Source organism: Algibacter lectus, assembly GCF_004368925.1.
In the GTDB taxonomy this organism is placed as follows: domain Bacteria; phylum Bacteroidota; class Bacteroidia; order Flavobacteriales; family Flavobacteriaceae; genus Algibacter; species Algibacter lectus.
Genome location: NZ_SORL01000009.1, coordinates 46872 through 65309, shown reverse-complemented (window position 1 = coordinate 65309; position 18438 = coordinate 46872). Strand labels below are relative to the sequence as shown.

Here is an 18438-nt window from a genome sequence, read left to right as displayed (position 1 = left end):
ACTAAGTGTTACGTGTGTTTTAGCTTTGTTAAAACATTAAATTTTTGATAATTAGGTAGATTGTTACAGATACGAGATATCTTTATTTAAAGATTTTTTTATAAAATAAAGCCTAAACCAAAAGCATAATAATTAAAGAAAAGGACAATAAACCATATTTTTAACCAACATTTTTATTCAACTAAATTCGTCAAATTCACGACTATAGTTTATTTTAGCCAAAAATTGAAATCATGGCAGGTAACACCTTCGGAAAACTATTTACTTTATCAACTTATGGCGAATCTCACGGCCCAGCATTGGGCGGTGTTATAGATGGTTGTCCATCAGGAATTAAGTTAGATTTAGACGAAATTCAAAACGAATTAAACCGAAGAAAACCAGGCCAATCTGCTATCGTTACACAACGTAAAGAACCCGATACAGTAAAATTTCATTCAGGCATTTTCGAGGGCGTAACCACAGGAACATCTATTGGTTTTGTTATCGAAAACACCAATCAAAAATCTCACGATTACAGTCATATAAAAGATAGTTACCGTCCAAGTCACGCCGATTATACCTACGATAAAAAATATGGTGTACGCGATTATCGTGGTGGTGGTCGTAGCTCGGCGCGCGAAACGGCATGTCGCGTAGTGGCCGGAGCCATTGCAAAACAAATGCTAAAAGGTATCGAAATAATAGCCTACGTTTCTGGAGTTGGCACCATGAAATTAGATAAACCGTACAACGAGCTAGACCTAAATTTAGTAGAATCTAACATCGTACGTTGTCCAGACCAAGATATGGCAGCAAAAATGGAAACTTACATCAAGGAAGTTCGCGGAAAAGGTGATACCGTTGGTGGTATAGTGAGCTGTGTAATTAAAAATGTACCAGTTGGTTTAGGTGAGCCGGTTTTCGATAAATTACATGCGGAACTAGGTAAAGCCATGTTATCTATCAATGCTGTAAAAGGTTTTGAGTATGGTAGCGGATTCCATGGAAGCACCATGTATGGAAGCGATCATAACGATGCTTTTAATAGTGATGGTACTACAAAAACAAATTATTCTGGCGGTATTCAAGGCGGAATAAGCAACGGTATGGATATCTATTTTAGTGTTGCATTTAAACCCGTGGCTACGCTAATTCAAAAATACGAAACCATAGATAAAGATGGTAATTTTGTAGAAATGCAAGGTAAAGGACGTCACGACCCATGTGTTGTACCACGCGCCGTACCTATTGTAGAAGCTATGGCAGCACTTGTAATAGCCGATTTTCAATTAATTAATAAGCTTTACAACTAAAATATTTTTTAGAAGCTATTTCCCGCTTTCCGCTATATCTTTTTATGTGTAGAAACGTCATTTGTGTTTAAAAAAATATAGCTTAACCAGTTATTGTTTTTCTGTTTAATAACTTAAATATTAAGCATATAAAAAGGATGTCGCTGCTATCGGGGCTAAACCTGTCTGCCAAATTATAGCTTTTGGTAGTGTCTTTTTTTGCTTAAAAAACATGTGTATTTAATTATTAAAAAATCAATTTAAGACACTTTTCATTCATTTATTGTGTGCAAATATTCGTATTTGTAATTAAAAATCTAATTTATCTTCAATTTTTTGCAGTAAACTCATAGCGAATCTGCTTTTTTTCATACCAAAAATACTTATATTGTGTCAAATTTTAAAGACGTAAAAAGTACCCTAAAACATATGAAAAAACTTGCAATGCACTGGAAGATTATTATAGGAATGATTCTCGGAATCATTTTTGGTTTTATTATGAATAATGTAGACGGTGGAAGAGGCTTTGTAGGCGACTGGGTTGCACCTTTCGGAAAGATATTCATTAATCTTTTAAAACTTATTGCAGTACCTTTAATATTAGCATCTTTAATAAAAGGAATTACCGATTTAAAAGATATCTCTAAAATAAAAAACATGGGTTTACGCACCCTGGGAATCTACATGGGAACTACTGTAATAGCTATTGCTATAGGTTTGGCTTTGGTAAATACAGTAAAGCCAGGAGTTGGAATGCCAGAAGAAACTATTGAGAAAATTAAATTACGTTATGCTAATGACACTGGTATAGCCGATAAAATTAGCGAAGCATCTGCACGAACAAATGCAGGACCATTACAAGCTTTGGTAGATATTTTTCCGAGTAATATTTTTCAATCTTTCACAGAGGCTTCAATGCTTCAAATTATATTTTTCGCACTTTTTGTTGGTATATGTTTATTACTAATTGGAGAAGAAAAAGCAAAACCATTAACAGGTTTTTTTAATTCTTTAAATGATGTGGTCATGAAAATGGTCGACTTAATTATGCTTTCTGCTCCTTATGCCGTGTTTGCATTAATGGCGAATGTAATTATAGCTTTCGATGATACTGAGATACTCTTAAAATTACTATTATACGCTTTATGTGTAGTTGTAGGCCTTGTTTTAATGATAGGTGTTTATTTAATTCTAGTTGCGGTGTACACTAAAAAATCACCAATGTGGTTTTTACAACAAATTAGCCCAGCACAATTATTAGCATTTTCAACAAGTAGTAGTGCAGCAACATTACCTGTAACTATGGAACGTGTAGAAGAACATTTGGGAGTAGACGGTGAAGTTGCCGGATTTGTACTGCCCGTTGGAGCTACAGTAAATATGGATGGAACCAGTTTATATCAAGGTATTGCAGCCGTATTTATCATGCAAGTAGTTTGGCCAGAAGGTTTAACATTTACCAATCAATTAGTAATTATCGGTACGGCGTTGCTAGCTTCTATTGGTAGTGCAGCTGTACCAAGTGCCGGTATTGTAATGCTTGTAATTGTGCTAGAATCTATTGGGTTTCCTGCTGAATTATTGCCTATTGGTTTAGCTTTAATTTTTGCTGTAGATAGACCTTTAGATATGTGTAGAACCGTTGTTAATGTAACAGGAGATGCTACTGTGGCTATGATTGTGGCGAAATCTTTAGGAAAGCTACACGATCCAAAACCTCAAGAATGGGATGATAATTATGCGGAGGTAAAATAAAAAACATAAAAATTTAAATAAAACACATTTTATGAAAAAAAGAATTCTTATAAACGCTTTATTAATGTTTGTATTATTTACAAGTTGTAATAATAAAGTAGAAAAAAAGCCAATGGTAAACACTAAGGAGGTTGTTAAAACGGAATTAAAGTTTACTAACGACCAATTTTACGATAAGGATGGTAAGTTTTTAGAAGAAAAGGCTAAAGATGCTTTAATCGAAATGTTAGAATATCATAATTACCCAGTGTTTGATGGACTTCGCGAAAAAATTTGGCTTACCGATTATAACAAAGGCGATTATGCTAACTTAGGTTTAGCTTCTGTTATGTTTGTGAATAATGAAGACGACCGATATATGCTAATGGATATCTTTTTATTACCGGGTCAAATGTTAGGAGAGCACATGCATTTTGCAGCAGAAAACAATCCAGCTAAAATGGAAGGTTGGCTTATTAGGCACGGTAAAAGTTATGTAGCAGGTGTAGGCGAGAATAACCGCGATCAATTTCCTCAAGTTGTAGTTCCAAAAACACATTGGGACGGTAAGGTAACGGCAAACCATATTGTAGAATTAAATGAAGGTGGTTTCGATTCGTTAGCACTTGTAGAGTCTGCTCATTGGCAAATGGCAGGTCCAGAAGGGGCAGTAATTACAGAAGTAGGTAATGTGCATACAAATTCTGGAGTTTTAAGGTCCGATCCAGCCATGAATTAATTCAGATAACTATAGTGTTATTTCAAGCGAAAAAAGGGGGTTAAATAATCAGGCTTTCTATGAGAAAAGTATTTATTTTAATATTATTATTTAACCTCAATTTTTGTTTTTCGCAAACTGAAAACACTAATTTTCAACTATCAGATTGTGCTCTAGAGTTAATAAAACAAAACGTGGTTTACGATCCCAGCTATTTTTCAATAGATTATCCAAATGGAGATGTGCCTAAAGATAAAGGCGTTTGTACAGATGTTGTTATTCGTGCGTATAGAAAAATGGGAGTCGACTTGCAGAAAAACGTGCATGAGGATATGAAAGCTAATTTTAGTGCTTATCCTAAAATTTGGGGACTTAAAAGAACTGATAAAAATATTGATCATCGAAGAGTGCCTAATTTAATGACATATTTTAAAAGGCAAGGTGCAGAAAAAGTAATTAGCGACCTAGCTAAAGACTATTTACCTGGAGATATAGTGTGTTGGAATCTAGGAGGTGCCATAACGCATATAGGAATTGTTGTCAATAAAAAATCTACAGACGGAAAACGGAATTTAATTGTTCATAATATTGGTAGCGGACAAGTTTTAGAAGACTGTCTTTTTGATTTTAAAATTATTGGACATTATAGATTTATGTAGAAAACAACTTATTTCTTTATATTTGATTAAACCATAAAATCAACATGAGCACTTCAATTAGTTTACCAACACCAATTGTTTCTGTAAAATGGCTTCAAGAGCATTTAAACAATGAAAACCTTATTGTTTTAGATGGTACTATAAATAAAGTTTTTAATGCTTCGCAAAAGCAAATACCAGGAACACGACTTTTCGATATCAAAAAGAAATTTAGCGATGTATCGAATCCGTTTCCTAGCGCTTTTCCTTCGGAAGAACAGTTTCAAAGAGAAGCTCGAAATTTAGGAGTAAATAACAATAGTGCCATTGTAGTTTACGATGATAAAGGAATTTACTCGAGCGCACGTGTTTGGTGGTTATTTAGGGCATTTGGCTATAATAACGTTGCGGTTTTAAATGGAGGTTTTCCTGAGTGGCTAAAGGCTGGTTATGCCACAGAGTCTATGACGAATTATGAAGGTGAAATTGGTGATTTTTCAGCTAATCTTCAACCAAAATTTATGCAGTTTTTTGATGATGTAAAAACAGCTTCAGCAAATAAAACACATACAATTATAGATGCGCGTTCTGCCGGACGATTTAACTGTGAAGTACCAGAACCTCGCGAAGGTTTGCGTATGGGGACCATTCCAAACTCGGTTAATTTACCTTTTACAGATTTATTAACCGATGGTGTTTTAAAACCTCAAGTAGAATTAGAAAAAGCTTTTTATATGCTAGCGGATAAAAATGATGATATTATATTTTCGTGCGGATCGGGTTTAACGGCATGTGTTTTGGCTTTAGCTGCTGATATTTCTGGTTATAACAACTTATCGGTTTACGATGGTTCTTGGACAGAGTGGGGAGATTTAGTGCCAAACAAGTAAAGATTCATACTAGAAAACTTAATGTTCGAATTCTTCCTTATAAAGTCGTGGTAAAGAGATTTTAAATTTAACAGCAAGTAAGCGTATTAAAATAACTACAGCACCAGAAATTATAAAAATCCAATTTTCTTGAATAGGAAATTCTTTTAAAATAAAATAAGTCGCACCACCCATAATACACGCGGTAGCATAAATTTCTTTGCGGAAAATTACAGGAATTTCATTACATAAAATATCACGAATTACACCTCCAAAACTAGCTGTTATTGTTCCTAAAGCAATACAGATTAACGGGTGTAACTCGGCTTCAATACCTTGCTCAACACCTGCCATAGTATATATGCTTATACCAATGGTATCGAATAAAAATAGAGAGGTACGTAGGTAATTAATTTTACTTCTAAAAAGTACTGCGGCAATGGTAGAGCCTAAAATAACGTAAGAAATAGTGATGTTTTGCATCCAGCTTACTGGTGTGTGGCCAATAAGTAGATCACGTAATGTTCCGCCACCAACAGCTGTTACAAAGGCAATGATTAAGATGCCAAAAATATCCATCTTTTTTTCTAAGGCAATTAAAACACCCGAAATAGAGAAAGCAACAATACCTAAAATATCGATGTAAAACATATGAGTTCAATTTATAGCTGTTAAATGTTTTATTAGAAAATTCAGTAGATATATGTAATTGCTGAACAGTTTAACGTATTAACAACGCTTATTTTTTTGCGCGAAATTAGTTCTTTTTAAGGAGTGTTTTTGTTTTCTTTAGGAAGATTTTTTACGAGATGTTTGTTTAGTAATTTTTTATAAGAATAACAGAAATACCACACTTACATGTTTTGAGTGTAATAGTTGTAGTCTTTCATAATAACATCAATAAATTCCATGTCAGTTTTTTGTTTAACTTCTTTGATTTCAATAACTTCTATAAGCTTTTTACGCAGTTTTATTAAAGTTGGATAATCTAGTGATGCTTTTGCTGTGGTAAATGTTTCTTTTATAATTCTAGCATCATTATCCGATAATTTTATAACATTCGGGTAAGTGGGCCTATAGTTATCTTGCAGATTTTCTAGAATAGTATGGCTGATATTTACATTGTTTTTTAACGTAATTACCGATGTTCCGGCCGTAATATCACCCAGTCTTTGGTTTTTACTACTCGTAATAATAGAGATTAATGCAACCACACCGCTAAGCATATTTAAATCTATAATACGAAAAAGCCAACGTATCAAAAAATCGGCTAAAGAGGCTTGGTAACCATCTATTTTTACCACTTTTATTTTTAAGATACGTTTACCTAAGGTTTGTCCGTCCAAAAGAGTTTCAAAAATTAAGGTGTAAAAAATAACGGGAAAATAGAAGGTGACGTATATAGCGCCTTGAGACCAATTATCCATATCCTGAATTAAAGCAGGAATGTTAAACAGGTTGAAAAGCAGCTGGTAAACAACAATAATGTAGGCGATTTTTATAATCCAATCAATACCATATGCTAAAATACGTTCACCAACACTTGCCGCTGTAAAATTTATATTAACATTTTGTGTAGTATTTATTTGTAACTCTACCATGAATTGTTTTAATTTGATTACACATGAGAGAAGTTGCATTTATTAAACAAAACAAAGAGAAATGGTTAGATTTTGAAAAAGCTATTTTTGGAAAAACTTTAAAAAATCCAGACGAGCTGGCTTCTCTTTATATTCATTTGGTAAACGATCTATCTTACGCTCAAACCTATTATCCCAAAAGTAAAACAATTCTTTATTTAAACAACTTAGCAGCCAAAGCTTTTCAAAAAATTTATAAAACTAAGCGTGAAGACAGTAATAGATTTATACAATTTTGGAAAATAGAAGTGCCTTTAATTGTTTATCAAAGCAGGCGATATGTGCTTTATGCATTCGCTATTTTCTTAACATTTGTTGCCATTGGTGTTTTGTCGGCTGCTTTCGATGATTCGTTTGTGCGTCTTATTTTAGGCGATCATTATGTAAACATGACTTTGGAGAATATCGAAAAAGGCGATCCGGTGGCTGTTTACAAAAGTGGAAGTAATTGGGGGAGTTTTATAGGCATTACGCTCAATAACTTATACGTGGGTATCAAGTCTTTTATATTTGGTGTTTTTGGCGGACTCGGAACAGGTTATGTGTTGTTACAAAACGGTATTATGCTTGGCGCTTTTCAATTTATGTTTCAAAAACATGGCGTGCTTTGGGAAAGTGTTCGTGGTATATGGATTCATGGCGCTATGGAAATTTTTGCTATTGTTATCGAAGGTGCAGCGGGTTTACTTTTGGGAGCAAGTATTTTATTTCCTAAAACCTATTCTAGAGTTACAAGCTTTAAAAGAGGCATGAAAGATGGTGTTAAAATATTAATTAGTACGTTTCCGTTTACTATTGCGGCTGGTTTTTTAGAAGGTTTTGTAACTCGATATTCTAATATTATGCCCAATTGGTTATCGGTTGGCATCATTTTAATAACGTTAGGTATAATTTCATTTTACTATTTAGTTTACCCATTTATCGTAAATAAAAAACTTAAAAAAACATATGGAATTATATAAATCAAGAGGTTTTAGTGAGTTTTTTCAAGATACTTTCGCGTTTATAAAACAAAGCGGAAAACACTTTTTTAGAGAATATTTTATTATAAATGGTATCTTTTTATTGGTTTTAGCGGTTTTAGGCTATTTCTTTACGAAGTTTTATAGCGATTTTGTTTTCGGAAGCATTCTAAACAACAATAGCACCACGCTTTTAGATGAGTACTTAAATGATAATTTTGTGCTATTCATGGCTATGGTTTTTATTTTCGTTATTGTTGCTGTCATTGCCGGAGTAGTATCTTATGCATTTCCTTTTGTTTATTTAAAATTATATAACCATAACAGCGGTACAAACTTCGAAACACGAGATATTTTAAAAGCCTATAAAGCGAACCTAGGTAAGCTTTTTACATTTATACTTTGTTGTTTTCTAATTGGTTTTCCTATGCTAATCATCTTTTCTATTGGTGCTATAATTTTAACGGTTACCATAATCGGTATTATGGCGCTTCCGCTTTTAGCAGGTGCATTTATGCTTTTTTATGGCATGGCATTAATGGAATATTTAGAAGACGAAAAAGGCATTTGGGAATGTTTTTCATACTCATGGGATTTGCTTAAATCTAAATTTTGGGCAGCAGTAGGTAGCGTTGGTTTGTTCTATTTAATAGTTTACATTATACAGAATATAATTTCAATAATTCCTTACTTTTTTGGTATGGCAAGCATGTTTACTACGGTACAAGATGTACCTTCTAACGAAGATATTGGGGCTACCATGACTGTGGTTATGCTAGCTATATTTTTCTTAACCTTTTTTGTTAGTGCAGTTTTAGGTAACGTTGTGCAGCTTAATCAAGGTATTGTGTTTTACAGTCTAAAAGAAGATAAAGAGAATATAAATACCAAAAGTGTTATCGATCAAATAGGTTCGGGTGAATAGGAAGCAAGCTTTACATATCGTTTTTTTAGTATTTGGATTGTTTTTATCTTCAGGAACTATTTCGGCTAAAAGCATCACAACTTTAGAGGTGGTTTTGGTTGAGCAGGATAGTTTGCAAATAGATACCACTTGGGGCGAAAAACGACATTTCGAAAATTTAAAAGAAATCTATACTGGTGAAGAATTTGTTTACGATAGAACCGTTGAGAGTTCTGGTTGGTGGACACGATTTAAGCAATGGTTAAATGAACGTTTTATCGATTTCTTTGAAATTAAAGATAAAGGGCAATCTTTTGCATTTGCAGATATAGCTCTTAAAATAGGAGCCGTTCTCGTTATTCTGTTAGTCATCTTCTTTATTTTTAAAGCTGTAATGAATAGCGAAGGCAAATGGGTTTTTGGCAAAGGATCGGATAAAAGTATTATTCCTGTTAGTGATATAGAAGCTAATATTCATGCTGTAGATTTTAAAACACTTATCGCTTCCGCGGAAGCAGAACACAATTATAGATTGGCTATTCGGTATTATTATTTATGGCTTTTAAAAGGATTAACTACGGCCGAAATTATTGAATACGACGTTGAAAAAACAAATAGTGATTATCAAAACGAAATTGTTTCGCAGGATTTAAAAAAGGGTTTTTCATACACATCTTATTTGTATAACTACATATGGTATGGCGAATTTGATGTTAACGAGCATGAGTTTAATAAAGCGAAAGAAGCTTTTATTCAATTTCTAAAATCGATAAAAGCATGAACAAAACAATAAAAATATATATCGTTTTGCTCGTCTTTTTATTTGCTGGAGCCGCCGCTATAGAGTTTACTAGAGAGGAACCTATAGACTGGAATAGAAGCTTTGACGAGACAGATAAAATTCCTTACGGGACTTTTATTTTCTACGAAGAACTTAAAAATCTATTTCCGGAAAGTGATGTAAAAACAATTAAAACAACACCTTACGAGTATTTTGATGCGCTTTATAATTTTGAAGATAGCATTTATAATACTAGCGGAACGTATATGGCGGTTAATAATTTTTCTGGTTTAGACGATGTGTCTTCACAAGAATTATTAGATTTTGCTGCGCATGGAAACGATGTTTTTATAGCATCTCATTTTCCATCTAAAAACATTCAAGACTCTTTAGGAGTCGATATTAAAAGTGATTATAATTTTAAAGGAAAAGCCCTTTTTAACTTTGCCAATCCTAACTTTAGAACCGATTCTATAACCGTTGAAAAAGGTTTAGGGAATTATTATTTCACTAAGTTAGATTCGGCAACAACAACCGTTTTAGGCTATCAAAAATTCGATTCTATTCAAAATATTAATTTTGTAAAAGTAGAATACGGTGCAGGGAATTTCTATTTACACTTGCAACCCATTGTGTTTACTAATTATCATTTACTTAAAAAGAACAATAAAAAATATGCCGAAGCAGCTTTGTCTTATGCAGAAAACGATACCATTCATTTCGATTCGGTTAATAAAATAGGGCAAGATTTAGGCAGTTCACCGTTAAGATTTATTTTAAAAACACCGGCCTTGCGTTGGGCTTGGTATTTGGCTTTGTTTACAATGGTTTGCTTCATGATTTTTAATGCAAAACGCAGACAACGTATCGTAAAAATTATAAAACCTAATGAGAATACAACCGTGGCATTCACTAAAACCATTGGTAATTTGTATTACGAAACCAAGGAACACGATACTATTATTGATAAAAAAATCACTTATTTTTTAGAGTTCTTAAGACGAGAATACTTTTTAGATACGCAGATTTTAGATGAAAAATTCATTAAAAATTTAAGTCTTAAATCAAATAAAAAAGAAGATACTATAAAACGATTAATTAATTTAATTTTACAATTGAAAGCCAAACGACATCTAGAAGAGGCCGATTTGTTAAGGTTAAACAAAGCTATTGAGGCTTTTTATAATAAATAATTATGGACGAAAAGAACACGCCAAGCAACGATAATTTAGATTTAGGAGCAGAACAACAAAGTTTTGAAAATACTATTGAAGGTAAAGAAGCCGGACAAGATTCTAATTTAGATTTTAAGAGTCGTATTGATTTAAGTGAGCTACAAGAAGGTATAGCACTTATAAAAAATGAAATAGGAAAAGTTATTGTTGGGCAGAAAGGGATGATAGATATGCTAATTGCTTCTATTTTAGCTAACGGCCATTCTTTAATAGAAGGTGTTCCGGGCGTTGCCAAAACCATTTCGGCTAAGTTATTGGCAAAATCATTAGATGTTGGTTTTAGTCGTATACAGTTTACACCCGATTTAATGCCAAGTGATATTTTAGGAACCTCGGTTTTCGATATGAAATCATCTGAATTTCAATTCAAAAAAGGACCTATTTTTTCGAATATGATTCTTATTGATGAAATAAATCGTGCGCCTGCAAAAACGCAAGCTGCTTTGTTTGAAGTTATGGAAGAACGCCAAATTACTATCGATGGTAATAAATTTATTATGGATTTACCATTTATTGTTTTGGCAACACAAAACCCTGTAGAGCAAGAAGGAACTTACCGTTTACCGGAAGCACAATTAGACCGTTTTTTGTTTAAAATAGATGTAGATTATCCTAATTTAGAAGAAGAGATTGAAATTATAAATAGAGAACAAGCCTTGCAAGGTGGCACAAAAACCGAAAAGATTACGGCACATTTAAGTAAAGAAGATATTTCTAAATTTCAGATTTTGGTGAGTCAAATAATTATCGAATCACATTTAGTAAAATATATCGCTGATATTATTGTTAACACACGAAGTAATCCGTTTTTATATTTAGGCGCTTCGCCACGTGCATCTATTGCAATATTAAAAGCAAGTAAAGCCTTTGCAGCCATGAACGGACGCGATTTTGTAACACCCGAAGATATTAAACAAGCCGCTATTCCGGTATTGCAGCACCGTGTTATTGTTACTCCAGAGCGCGAAATGGAAGGCGTAACTTCTAAACAAATTATTAAACAAATTATAGAAGCTGTAGAGATCCCGAGGTAAGGAGTGAATTATTCAGTTTACAGTATTTAGTAAAAAATAAGTAACGAGCACAACACGTAACTAATAACCATCAACCAATAATCAAAAAAATTGAAACGTATTAAACCTTTTTACATACAAAACAGATTTTTCTACGGATGCCTGATTGTTATGGTCTTGTTTGTGTTAAGCTTTGTGTTTCCTAGGTTGTTTAATTTAGTGAAGTTGTTATTGCTATGTTTGTTTGCTCTTACGTTTTTAGATGCTATTTTATTATTCGTTGCAAAAAAAGGTATAAAAGGAAAACGAAATTTACCGGAAAAATTCTCTAATGGTGATCAAAATGCTATTGGTGTTTCTATTGAAAACTTCTACACATTCCCTATTTTTATTAGAATTATAGATGAAATTCCTGTACAGTTTCAGGTGCGTGATTTCAAAATAGATAGAAAGTTAGATGCTTCTAGCTTAACAGAATTAGAGTACGAACTGCGCCCAACGGAGCGTGGAGAATATCAATTCGGGAAACTTAATATTTATGCCACATCGGTTTTTGGATTAATTGCAAGACGCTTTTGGTTTGATGATGACCAAATGATTGCTACGTACCCAAGTTTTATTCAATTGCGTAAATATAATTTACTTGCCATAAGTAATAATTTATTACAGTATGGAGTTAAAAAAGTAAGGAAGTTAGGGCACACCATGGAATTTGAGCAGATTAAAGATTATGTTTTAGGTGATGATTTACGAACCATAAATTGGAAGGCTACTGCCAAGAAAAATCAATTAATGGTAAATCAGTTTCAGGATGAAAAATCTCAGCCTATATATTCTGTAATTGATAAAGGACGTGTTATGAAAATGCCTTTTGATGGCTTAACTTTACTAGATTATGCTATAAATGCTGCTTTGGTAATATCTAATGTGGCTTTAAAGAAACAAGATAAAGCCGGTATTTTTTCATTTTCCAAAAAAGTAGAAAATAGAGTCGTTGCGGAGCGCAGAACATCTCAAATGAATTTGATTTTAGAGGCGCTTTACAAGGTGAACACCGATTATTACGAAAGTGATTTTGGACGTTTGTATGCCGATGTAAAGCGTAATATTACGCAACGAAGTCTTGTTTTGCTATATACTAATTTTGAAACCTTAGATGGTTTACACCGCCAATTACCTTATTTAAAAGGAATTGCTAAAAGTCATTTATTAGTCGTTATATTCTTTAAAAATACAGAGTTAGATAGTATAATAGATGAAAAGGCCGAAACTGTTCAGCATGCTTATGATAAAGTAATAGCAGAAAAATTTGCTTTCGAAAAACGCCTTATCGTTAATGAACTGAAGAAATATGGTATTTATTCCATTTTAACAACTCCAGAAAATTTAACTATAGATACTATAAATAAATATCTGGAAATTAAAGCACGAGGCTTGCTCTAGACTATATATTATCTTTTGGATATAAAGTAAAATAGCGCTAAAACCTTCAGGTCTTAGCGCTATTTTTATAAATAAGGATATGGGTTGAAGTTCTTAGTTTTGAGCTTCTTTTGCTGTTAACTCTGCAATTTTACAAATGACTTCAGTAGCTTTTATAATGCTTTCTACAGGTACATATTCATAACGCCCATGAAAGTTATGGCCACCAGCAAAAATATTAGGACAAGGTAAGCCCATGTAGCTTAATTGCGATCCGTCTGTACCACCTCTAATGGCTTTAATTAATGGTTCAATATCTAATGCTTTCATCGCTTTTTCTGCAACATCAACAATATGCATTACAGGTTCAATTTTTTCACGCATGTTAAAATACTGGTCCTTAATTTCTGTAGTAATCACTTCGTTTCCATATTGCGAATTAAGTTCAGCAGTAAGTTTTAGCATCACTTCTTTTCTAGCTTCAAAATGGCCACTATCATGATCGCGAATAATATATTTTAAAGTGGTTTCTTCAACATCACCTTCCATATTATGTAAATGGAAAAAACCTTGATAATCTGTAGTATGCTCAGGTGTTTCCATACGTGGTAGAGAATTAATAAACTCGGTAGCAATATACATGGAGTTTATCATTTTGCCTTTAGCATAACCGGGATGCACAATTTTTCCTTTAATTTTTACAACGGCTCCGGCGGCATTAAAGTTTTCGTATTCTAATTCACCAATTTGACTACCGTCCATAGTGTAGGCCCACTCGGCTCCAAATTTTTCAACATCAAATTTATGAGCACCTCTTCCAATTTCTTCATCTGGAGTAAATCCAACACGAATTTTTCCATGTTTAATTTCTGGGTGTTGCACTAAGTATTCCATGGCAGAAACAATTTCGCAAATTCCAGCTTTATCATCTGCACCTAAAAGCGTTGTGCCATCTGTGGTAATTATCGTTTGTCCTTTGTATTGTAATAAATCTTCAAAATAATCTGGAGATAGAATAATGTTTTCAGCTTCATTTAAAACAATATCTTTTCCATCGTAATTTTCGATAATTTGAGGTTTTACGTTTTTACCTGTAAAATCTGGCGATGTATCAAAATGAGAAATAAACCCAATAGTTGGTACATTGTGATCTACGTTGCTAGGCAATGTAGCCATAATGTATGCGTTTTCGTCGATGCTAACATCTTCTAAACCAATTTGTTTAAGTTCTTCGGCAAGTTTGTTAGCCAAATCCCATTGTTTTTCTGTACTTGGTGTAGTTTGAGATTCTGGATCAGACTCGGTATCCACAGTTACATAACCTACAAAACGTTTTATGATATGTTCTTTTGAAATCATTTTAGAAAAATTTTAATGTATTTGAGGGAAAAAATGTTCTTGATTTTAATATTTCAAAAATACGATTTTTAGCCATGAATTCACGAATGTTTTCATTCAAATAATTAGGAGACAAGATTCAAATATTTAAATTTTCAGGCGTTAGAATTGTTCAATTTTTTAATTAAACCTATTTTTGCACAAATAATCCTGATGTACAAACAATTACTGCGCCCGATATTTTTTTCTTTCGATCCTGAAAAAATTCACCATTTTACATTTTCATTAGTAAAATTCACTTCTAAAATCCCTGGTTTTAAATCTATATACAGGAGTTTATATGTTATAGAAAACCCTAAATTAGAGCGAAATGTATTGGGGCTAACTTTTAAAAACCCAGTGGGATTAGCTGCAGGTTTTGATAAAAATGCCGTGCTATACAATGAATTGGCAAACTTTGGATTTGGTTTTATTGAAATAGGAACTGTAACTCCAAAAGCGCAAGAGGGAAATCCTAAAAAGCGTTTGTTTCGTCTAAAAGATGATCGAGGTATTATTAACCGAATGGGTTTTAATAATGAAGGCTTACAAGCTGCTATTGTTCAACTTAAAAAGAATAAGGGAAAACTTATTATTGGTGGGAATATTGGTAAAAACACGCAAACAAAACCTGAAGATTATACTAAAGATTATTTAGAGTGTTTTAACGCCTTGCACCCTTATGTAGATTATTTTGTACTTAATGTGAGTTGCCCTAATGTGGGATCGCATGCTAAGTTAAATGATAAAGATTATTTAGAAGAGTTGATTGGAGCGGTACAAAAAGCCAATGGCACGTTTGCAACTCAAAAACCTATAGTTTTAAAAATTGCACCAGATTTAAATAATGCGCAGTTAGATGAGATTATTGAATTGGTAAAAGACACGAATTTAGATGGTGTAATTGCAAGTAATACCTCTATGGATAGAAGTGGTTTAAAAGCTTCTCCCGAGCGTTTAGAAAGTATTGGTAATGGTGGTTTAAGCGGACAACCTGTTAAGGATAAAAGTACAGCCGTTATTAAATATTTATCTGAAAAGAGTAATAAAGCCTTTCCTATTATAGGAGTTGGTGGTGTACATTCTGCTAAAGATGCTTTAGAGAAAATTGACGCAGGCGCCGATTTAGTTCAAATTTATACCGGATTTATTTATGAAGGTCCTAGTTTGGTGAAACAAATTAATAAAGCAATTTTGAATAGAGGTTAGTTATTTAACAAACCTTCTAATTACAGTAGAGTTTCCGTTTTGCAGTTGTAGAATATAACTTCCAGCAGGTAAACGGTTCACATTAATTTCATTATTTTCAACATAACCATTTGCCAGGGCTTGACCTTGTAGGTTAACAATTTTGAAGTTTATTGCGGTTTCTATTTTGGTAGACGATAGGTAAATATTACCATTTTGTACAGGGTTAGGGAATAGCTTAACTGCAGTTAAACTATCTTTATCGTAATCCTCTTCCTCTATAACTATTTCTGGAACAACGCCAGGTTGCGTAAATCTGTTTTTTTCTAAAGTGAAATAAGTATACATGCGTATTATTTGTTCCTTAGAGAAGTATGTTCTACAAGCTTTTAACGAATACGACATCATGTTGCTAGTATCAGGATTAAAAGTATCACCATTTGCATCGGTAGCGCTACCTGTGTAGTTACAAAAATTATCAACGTTATCGCTTGATAATCCTGGATCTGCAGGAGTGTCGCATATGCCATCACCATCAGTATCGCAGTTGCTACCATCAACCAGTTCTGTAGTTAATTGCGTGTTACTAACACCGTGTGTGTGCACTAGAGATAATATATGTCCAATTTCATGTGCTAAAGTAGAATCATTAATGGAGCAGCTATTTTTCACAACTATAATATCTCTATTATCGGTATTATCGCTATAACCACAAATTGAAGATTTTGATGAGTTTGTTAAATATTCAGCAAAATAAACGTTTAAAATACCAGGAATATAATGGTTCTCTAATAAGGTTTTTTCGTCACCTTTTTCAAACTGCATTAAGTCACTATCATCAATATAATCTACACCTTCATAAAGTATAAAGTTTACAAGGGCACCATCAAACATGTTATTTAAGTTTTGAAATGCTTTTTCTAAATCGTAAGCACGTAAACCACCAGAACCATTAGAATAACGAATGGCGTGAACTTTTATGTAAACATCTTGAGCACTTGGTATATTTCCTTTACTATTAGCCGATCGTTGTTGAAGCATCGATTGTTTAGCAGCTTGGAGTTCGGCTTTATGCGTTTTGAAATAGTTTAAAGTTTCGGGAGAAGTCACCGTTTGGCACTCTTGTACAACTTCATTTTGTCCATAGCTAAATACGCTAACGAACAATGTAAAGATGAATGTAAAAAGTAATGATGCTTTATTCACGGATGGTATTTAGGTTTGGGGTAATTTCTAATCAAATGTATTTCATAATTCGGATTAGTAAGAATAAAAACGTTATACTTATTGATATACTCGTTCAGCGTACCAAGTGGTAATTTTTTAGGTTCAAAAGTGTTAAATTTTAACATTATTTTTAGATGTAATATCTTGTAAATGAAGTGTATCGGTTTTGTAGTCTCGCAAATTAGTTTAAGTTTTTAAAGTATAACCTTGAAAAGCGCTTTCGTTTTTGTGTAAATAGTCGGTTTTTAGAATGTTATGTGTTTAGGATGTTTTTTTAAAAAGTCGTTTTTTCATTTAGATTTTTAGAGAACTTAAAACAAGACTTCTATCTATTCTTTTTTCAGAAAAATAATAGTATTTTTAACAACTATATTTTTAACTGTTTATGCAAAAAACCATAAAAATTATTGAGTGCCCTCGTGATGCTATGCAAGGTATTAAGGCTTTTATTCCAACGGAAAAAAAAGTGCAATACATTCAGTCGCTTTTGCGTGTAGGTTTCGATACTATTGATGTTGGGAGTTTTGTGTCTCCAAAGGCAATTCCGCAAATGGTCGATACATCACAGGTTTTAGAGCAGTTAGATTTAAGTAAAACTACTAGTAAATTATTAGCCATTATTGCTAATACTCGCGGTGCTATAGATGCGTGTCAGGAAAACGTTATAGATTATTTAGGATACCCATTTTCGATTTCAGAGAATTTCCAAATGCGTAATACTCATAAAACCATAGCAGAATCTGTGGTGACACTTTCTGAAATTTTAGAGCATGCAGATAAAGCTAGTAAGGAAGTTGTAGTCTATATTTCTATGGGTTTTGGAAATCCGTATGGCGATCCCTGGAATGTAGATATAGTTGGTGAGTGGACAGAGAAATTAGCCAATATGGGTGTTAAAATATTATCGTTAAGCGATACTGTTGGCACATCAGACCCAGAAAGTATTAATTACTTATTTTCAAATTTAATTCCCAAATATCCAGAGATTGAGTTTGGTGCACATTTACATACCACACCAACCAGTTGGTTTGAAAAGGTAGATGCGGCTTACAAAGCAGGATGTTACCGATTTGATGGGGCTATACAAGGTTTTGGTGGTTGCCCAATGGCGAAAGATGAATTAACAGGAAATATGCCAACCGAAAAACTTCTATCTTATTTTACTTCACAAAAAAACAATAATTTAAATGCACTTAGTTTTGAAAGTGCTTATAATGAAGCTTCAAAAATCTTCAAAGTTTATCATTAATTTTGAATTTCTTACTTATAAAAAGTGAGATAAATCTTAATTTTTAGTTTTAAAATTGTCTTAGATACCGAGGCGCTTATTGTTATATGTAAAAATTACAAGTAATTTATTTTCATCATTCTATGCTTTGTAAACGCTTGATATTTCTACCTTTTTTTGTATTTACATGAAATCATGTGTTTCTTTATTTTAATTTGTTCTAAATAA

At 32.9% G+C, this 18438-nt stretch carries 17 protein-coding genes; 13 read left to right on the top strand and 4 right to left on the bottom strand.

Going from position 1 to position 18438, the window contains the following annotated elements:
• The first annotated feature begins 233 nt into the window (after positions 1 to 233).
• From aroC to DFQ06_RS12890, 5 genes are all read left to right on the top strand, one after another.
• Positions 234 to 1295 (top strand): chorismate synthase, encoded by a 1062-nt coding sequence (gene aroC / locus DFQ06_RS12910; protein WP_074937684.1) that lies wholly within the window; start codon positions 234 to 236, stop codon positions 1293 to 1295.
• 408 nt (positions 1296 to 1703) lie between these two features.
• Positions 1704 to 3029 (top strand): dicarboxylate/amino acid:cation symporter, encoded by a 1326-nt coding sequence (locus DFQ06_RS12905; RefSeq protein WP_042495564.1) that lies wholly within the window; start codon positions 1704 to 1706, stop codon positions 3027 to 3029.
• Between the two features lie 31 nt (positions 3030 to 3060).
• Entirely contained in the window at positions 3061 to 3747 is a 687-nt protein-coding gene (locus tag DFQ06_RS12900) for a cupin domain-containing protein (RefSeq protein WP_133968105.1), read from the top strand.
• Between the two features lie 59 nt (positions 3748 to 3806).
• Positions 3807 to 4385 carry a DUF1287 domain-containing protein gene (locus DFQ06_RS12895; RefSeq protein ID WP_162857669.1) on the top strand — a complete coding sequence of 193 codons (579 nt, stop codon included), beginning with the start codon at positions 3807 to 3809 and terminating at the stop codon, positions 4383 to 4385.
• A 44-nt stretch (positions 4386 to 4429) separates the two neighbouring features.
• Positions 4430 to 5254, top strand: a complete 825-nt coding sequence (locus tag DFQ06_RS12890) for a sulfurtransferase (RefSeq protein WP_133968101.1) — start codon at positions 4430 to 4432, stop codon at positions 5252 to 5254.
• Positions 5255 to 5272: 18 nt separating this feature from the next.
• Here DFQ06_RS12890 and DFQ06_RS12885 read toward each other — a convergent pair whose 3' ends face one another.
• Together DFQ06_RS12885 and DFQ06_RS12880 are read right to left on the bottom strand one after the other, a co-directional pair.
• Positions 5273 to 5884: a trimeric intracellular cation channel family protein gene (locus tag DFQ06_RS12885; protein ID WP_042495557.1), complete on the bottom strand. Its 612-nt coding sequence runs from the start codon at positions 5882 to 5884 to the stop codon at positions 5273 to 5275.
• Positions 5885 to 6087: 203 nt separating this feature from the next.
• The gene (locus DFQ06_RS12880) at positions 6088 to 6834 is read right to left on the bottom strand and encodes an RDD family protein (protein ID WP_042504793.1); all 747 of its coding nucleotides are present in this window, start codon (positions 6832 to 6834) and stop codon (positions 6088 to 6090) included.
• Positions 6835 to 6857: 23 nt separating this feature from the next.
• Here DFQ06_RS12880 and DFQ06_RS12875 point away from each other — a divergent pair, with 23 nt between their 5' ends.
• From DFQ06_RS12875 to DFQ06_RS12850, 6 genes are all read left to right on the top strand, one after another.
• Positions 6858 to 7835: a stage II sporulation protein M gene (locus tag DFQ06_RS12875; RefSeq protein ID WP_042504792.1), complete on the top strand. Its 978-nt coding sequence runs from the start codon at positions 6858 to 6860 to the stop codon at positions 7833 to 7835.
• A complete protein-coding gene (locus DFQ06_RS12870; protein WP_133968099.1) occupies positions 7822 to 8760 on the top strand; it encodes a hypothetical protein in 939 nt (312 codons plus the stop codon). Before DFQ06_RS12875 ends, DFQ06_RS12870 begins: the two co-directional genes overlap by 14 nt.
• Positions 8753 to 9520 carry a hypothetical protein gene (locus DFQ06_RS12865; RefSeq protein WP_042504790.1) on the top strand — a complete coding sequence of 256 codons (768 nt, stop codon included), beginning with the start codon at positions 8753 to 8755 and terminating at the stop codon, positions 9518 to 9520. The genes DFQ06_RS12870 and DFQ06_RS12865 overlap by 8 nt, the downstream gene beginning before the upstream one ends.
• Entirely contained in the window at positions 9517 to 10713 is a 1197-nt protein-coding gene (locus tag DFQ06_RS12860) for a DUF4350 domain-containing protein (RefSeq protein ID WP_133968097.1), read from the top strand. Before DFQ06_RS12865 ends, DFQ06_RS12860 begins: the two co-directional genes overlap by 4 nt.
• 2 nt (positions 10714 to 10715) lie before the next feature.
• Entirely contained in the window at positions 10716 to 11789 is a 1074-nt protein-coding gene (locus DFQ06_RS12855) for an AAA family ATPase (RefSeq protein ID WP_133968095.1), read from the top strand.
• 90 nt (positions 11790 to 11879) lie between these two features.
• The gene (locus DFQ06_RS12850) at positions 11880 to 13211 is read left to right on the top strand and encodes a DUF58 domain-containing protein (RefSeq protein WP_235833540.1); all 1332 of its coding nucleotides are present in this window, start codon (positions 11880 to 11882) and stop codon (positions 13209 to 13211) included.
• Between the two features lie 93 nt (positions 13212 to 13304).
• Here DFQ06_RS12850 and pepT read toward each other — a convergent pair whose 3' ends face one another.
• Positions 13305 to 14549, bottom strand: coding sequence for a peptidase T (gene pepT, locus DFQ06_RS12845; protein ID WP_133968093.1), 1245 nt, complete (start codon positions 14547 to 14549; stop codon positions 13305 to 13307).
• 192 nt (positions 14550 to 14741) lie between these two features.
• On the opposite strand from pepT, the gene DFQ06_RS12840 reads away from it, so the two are divergent.
• Entirely contained in the window at positions 14742 to 15776 is a 1035-nt protein-coding gene (locus DFQ06_RS12840) for a quinone-dependent dihydroorotate dehydrogenase (RefSeq protein ID WP_133968091.1), read from the top strand.
• On the opposite strand, the gene DFQ06_RS12835 is transcribed toward DFQ06_RS12840, so the two are convergent.
• Positions 15777 to 16961, bottom strand: coding sequence for a zinc-dependent metalloprotease (locus DFQ06_RS12835; RefSeq protein WP_133968089.1), 1185 nt, complete (start codon positions 16959 to 16961; stop codon positions 15777 to 15779). It abuts the gene before it with no gap.
• Between the two features lie 406 nt (positions 16962 to 17367).
• On the opposite strand from DFQ06_RS12835, the gene DFQ06_RS12830 reads away from it, so the two are divergent.
• Positions 17368 to 18231 (top strand): hydroxymethylglutaryl-CoA lyase, encoded by an 864-nt coding sequence (locus DFQ06_RS12830; protein WP_042504782.1) that lies wholly within the window; start codon positions 17368 to 17370, stop codon positions 18229 to 18231.
• The last annotated feature ends 207 nt before the right edge of the window (positions 18232 to 18438 follow it).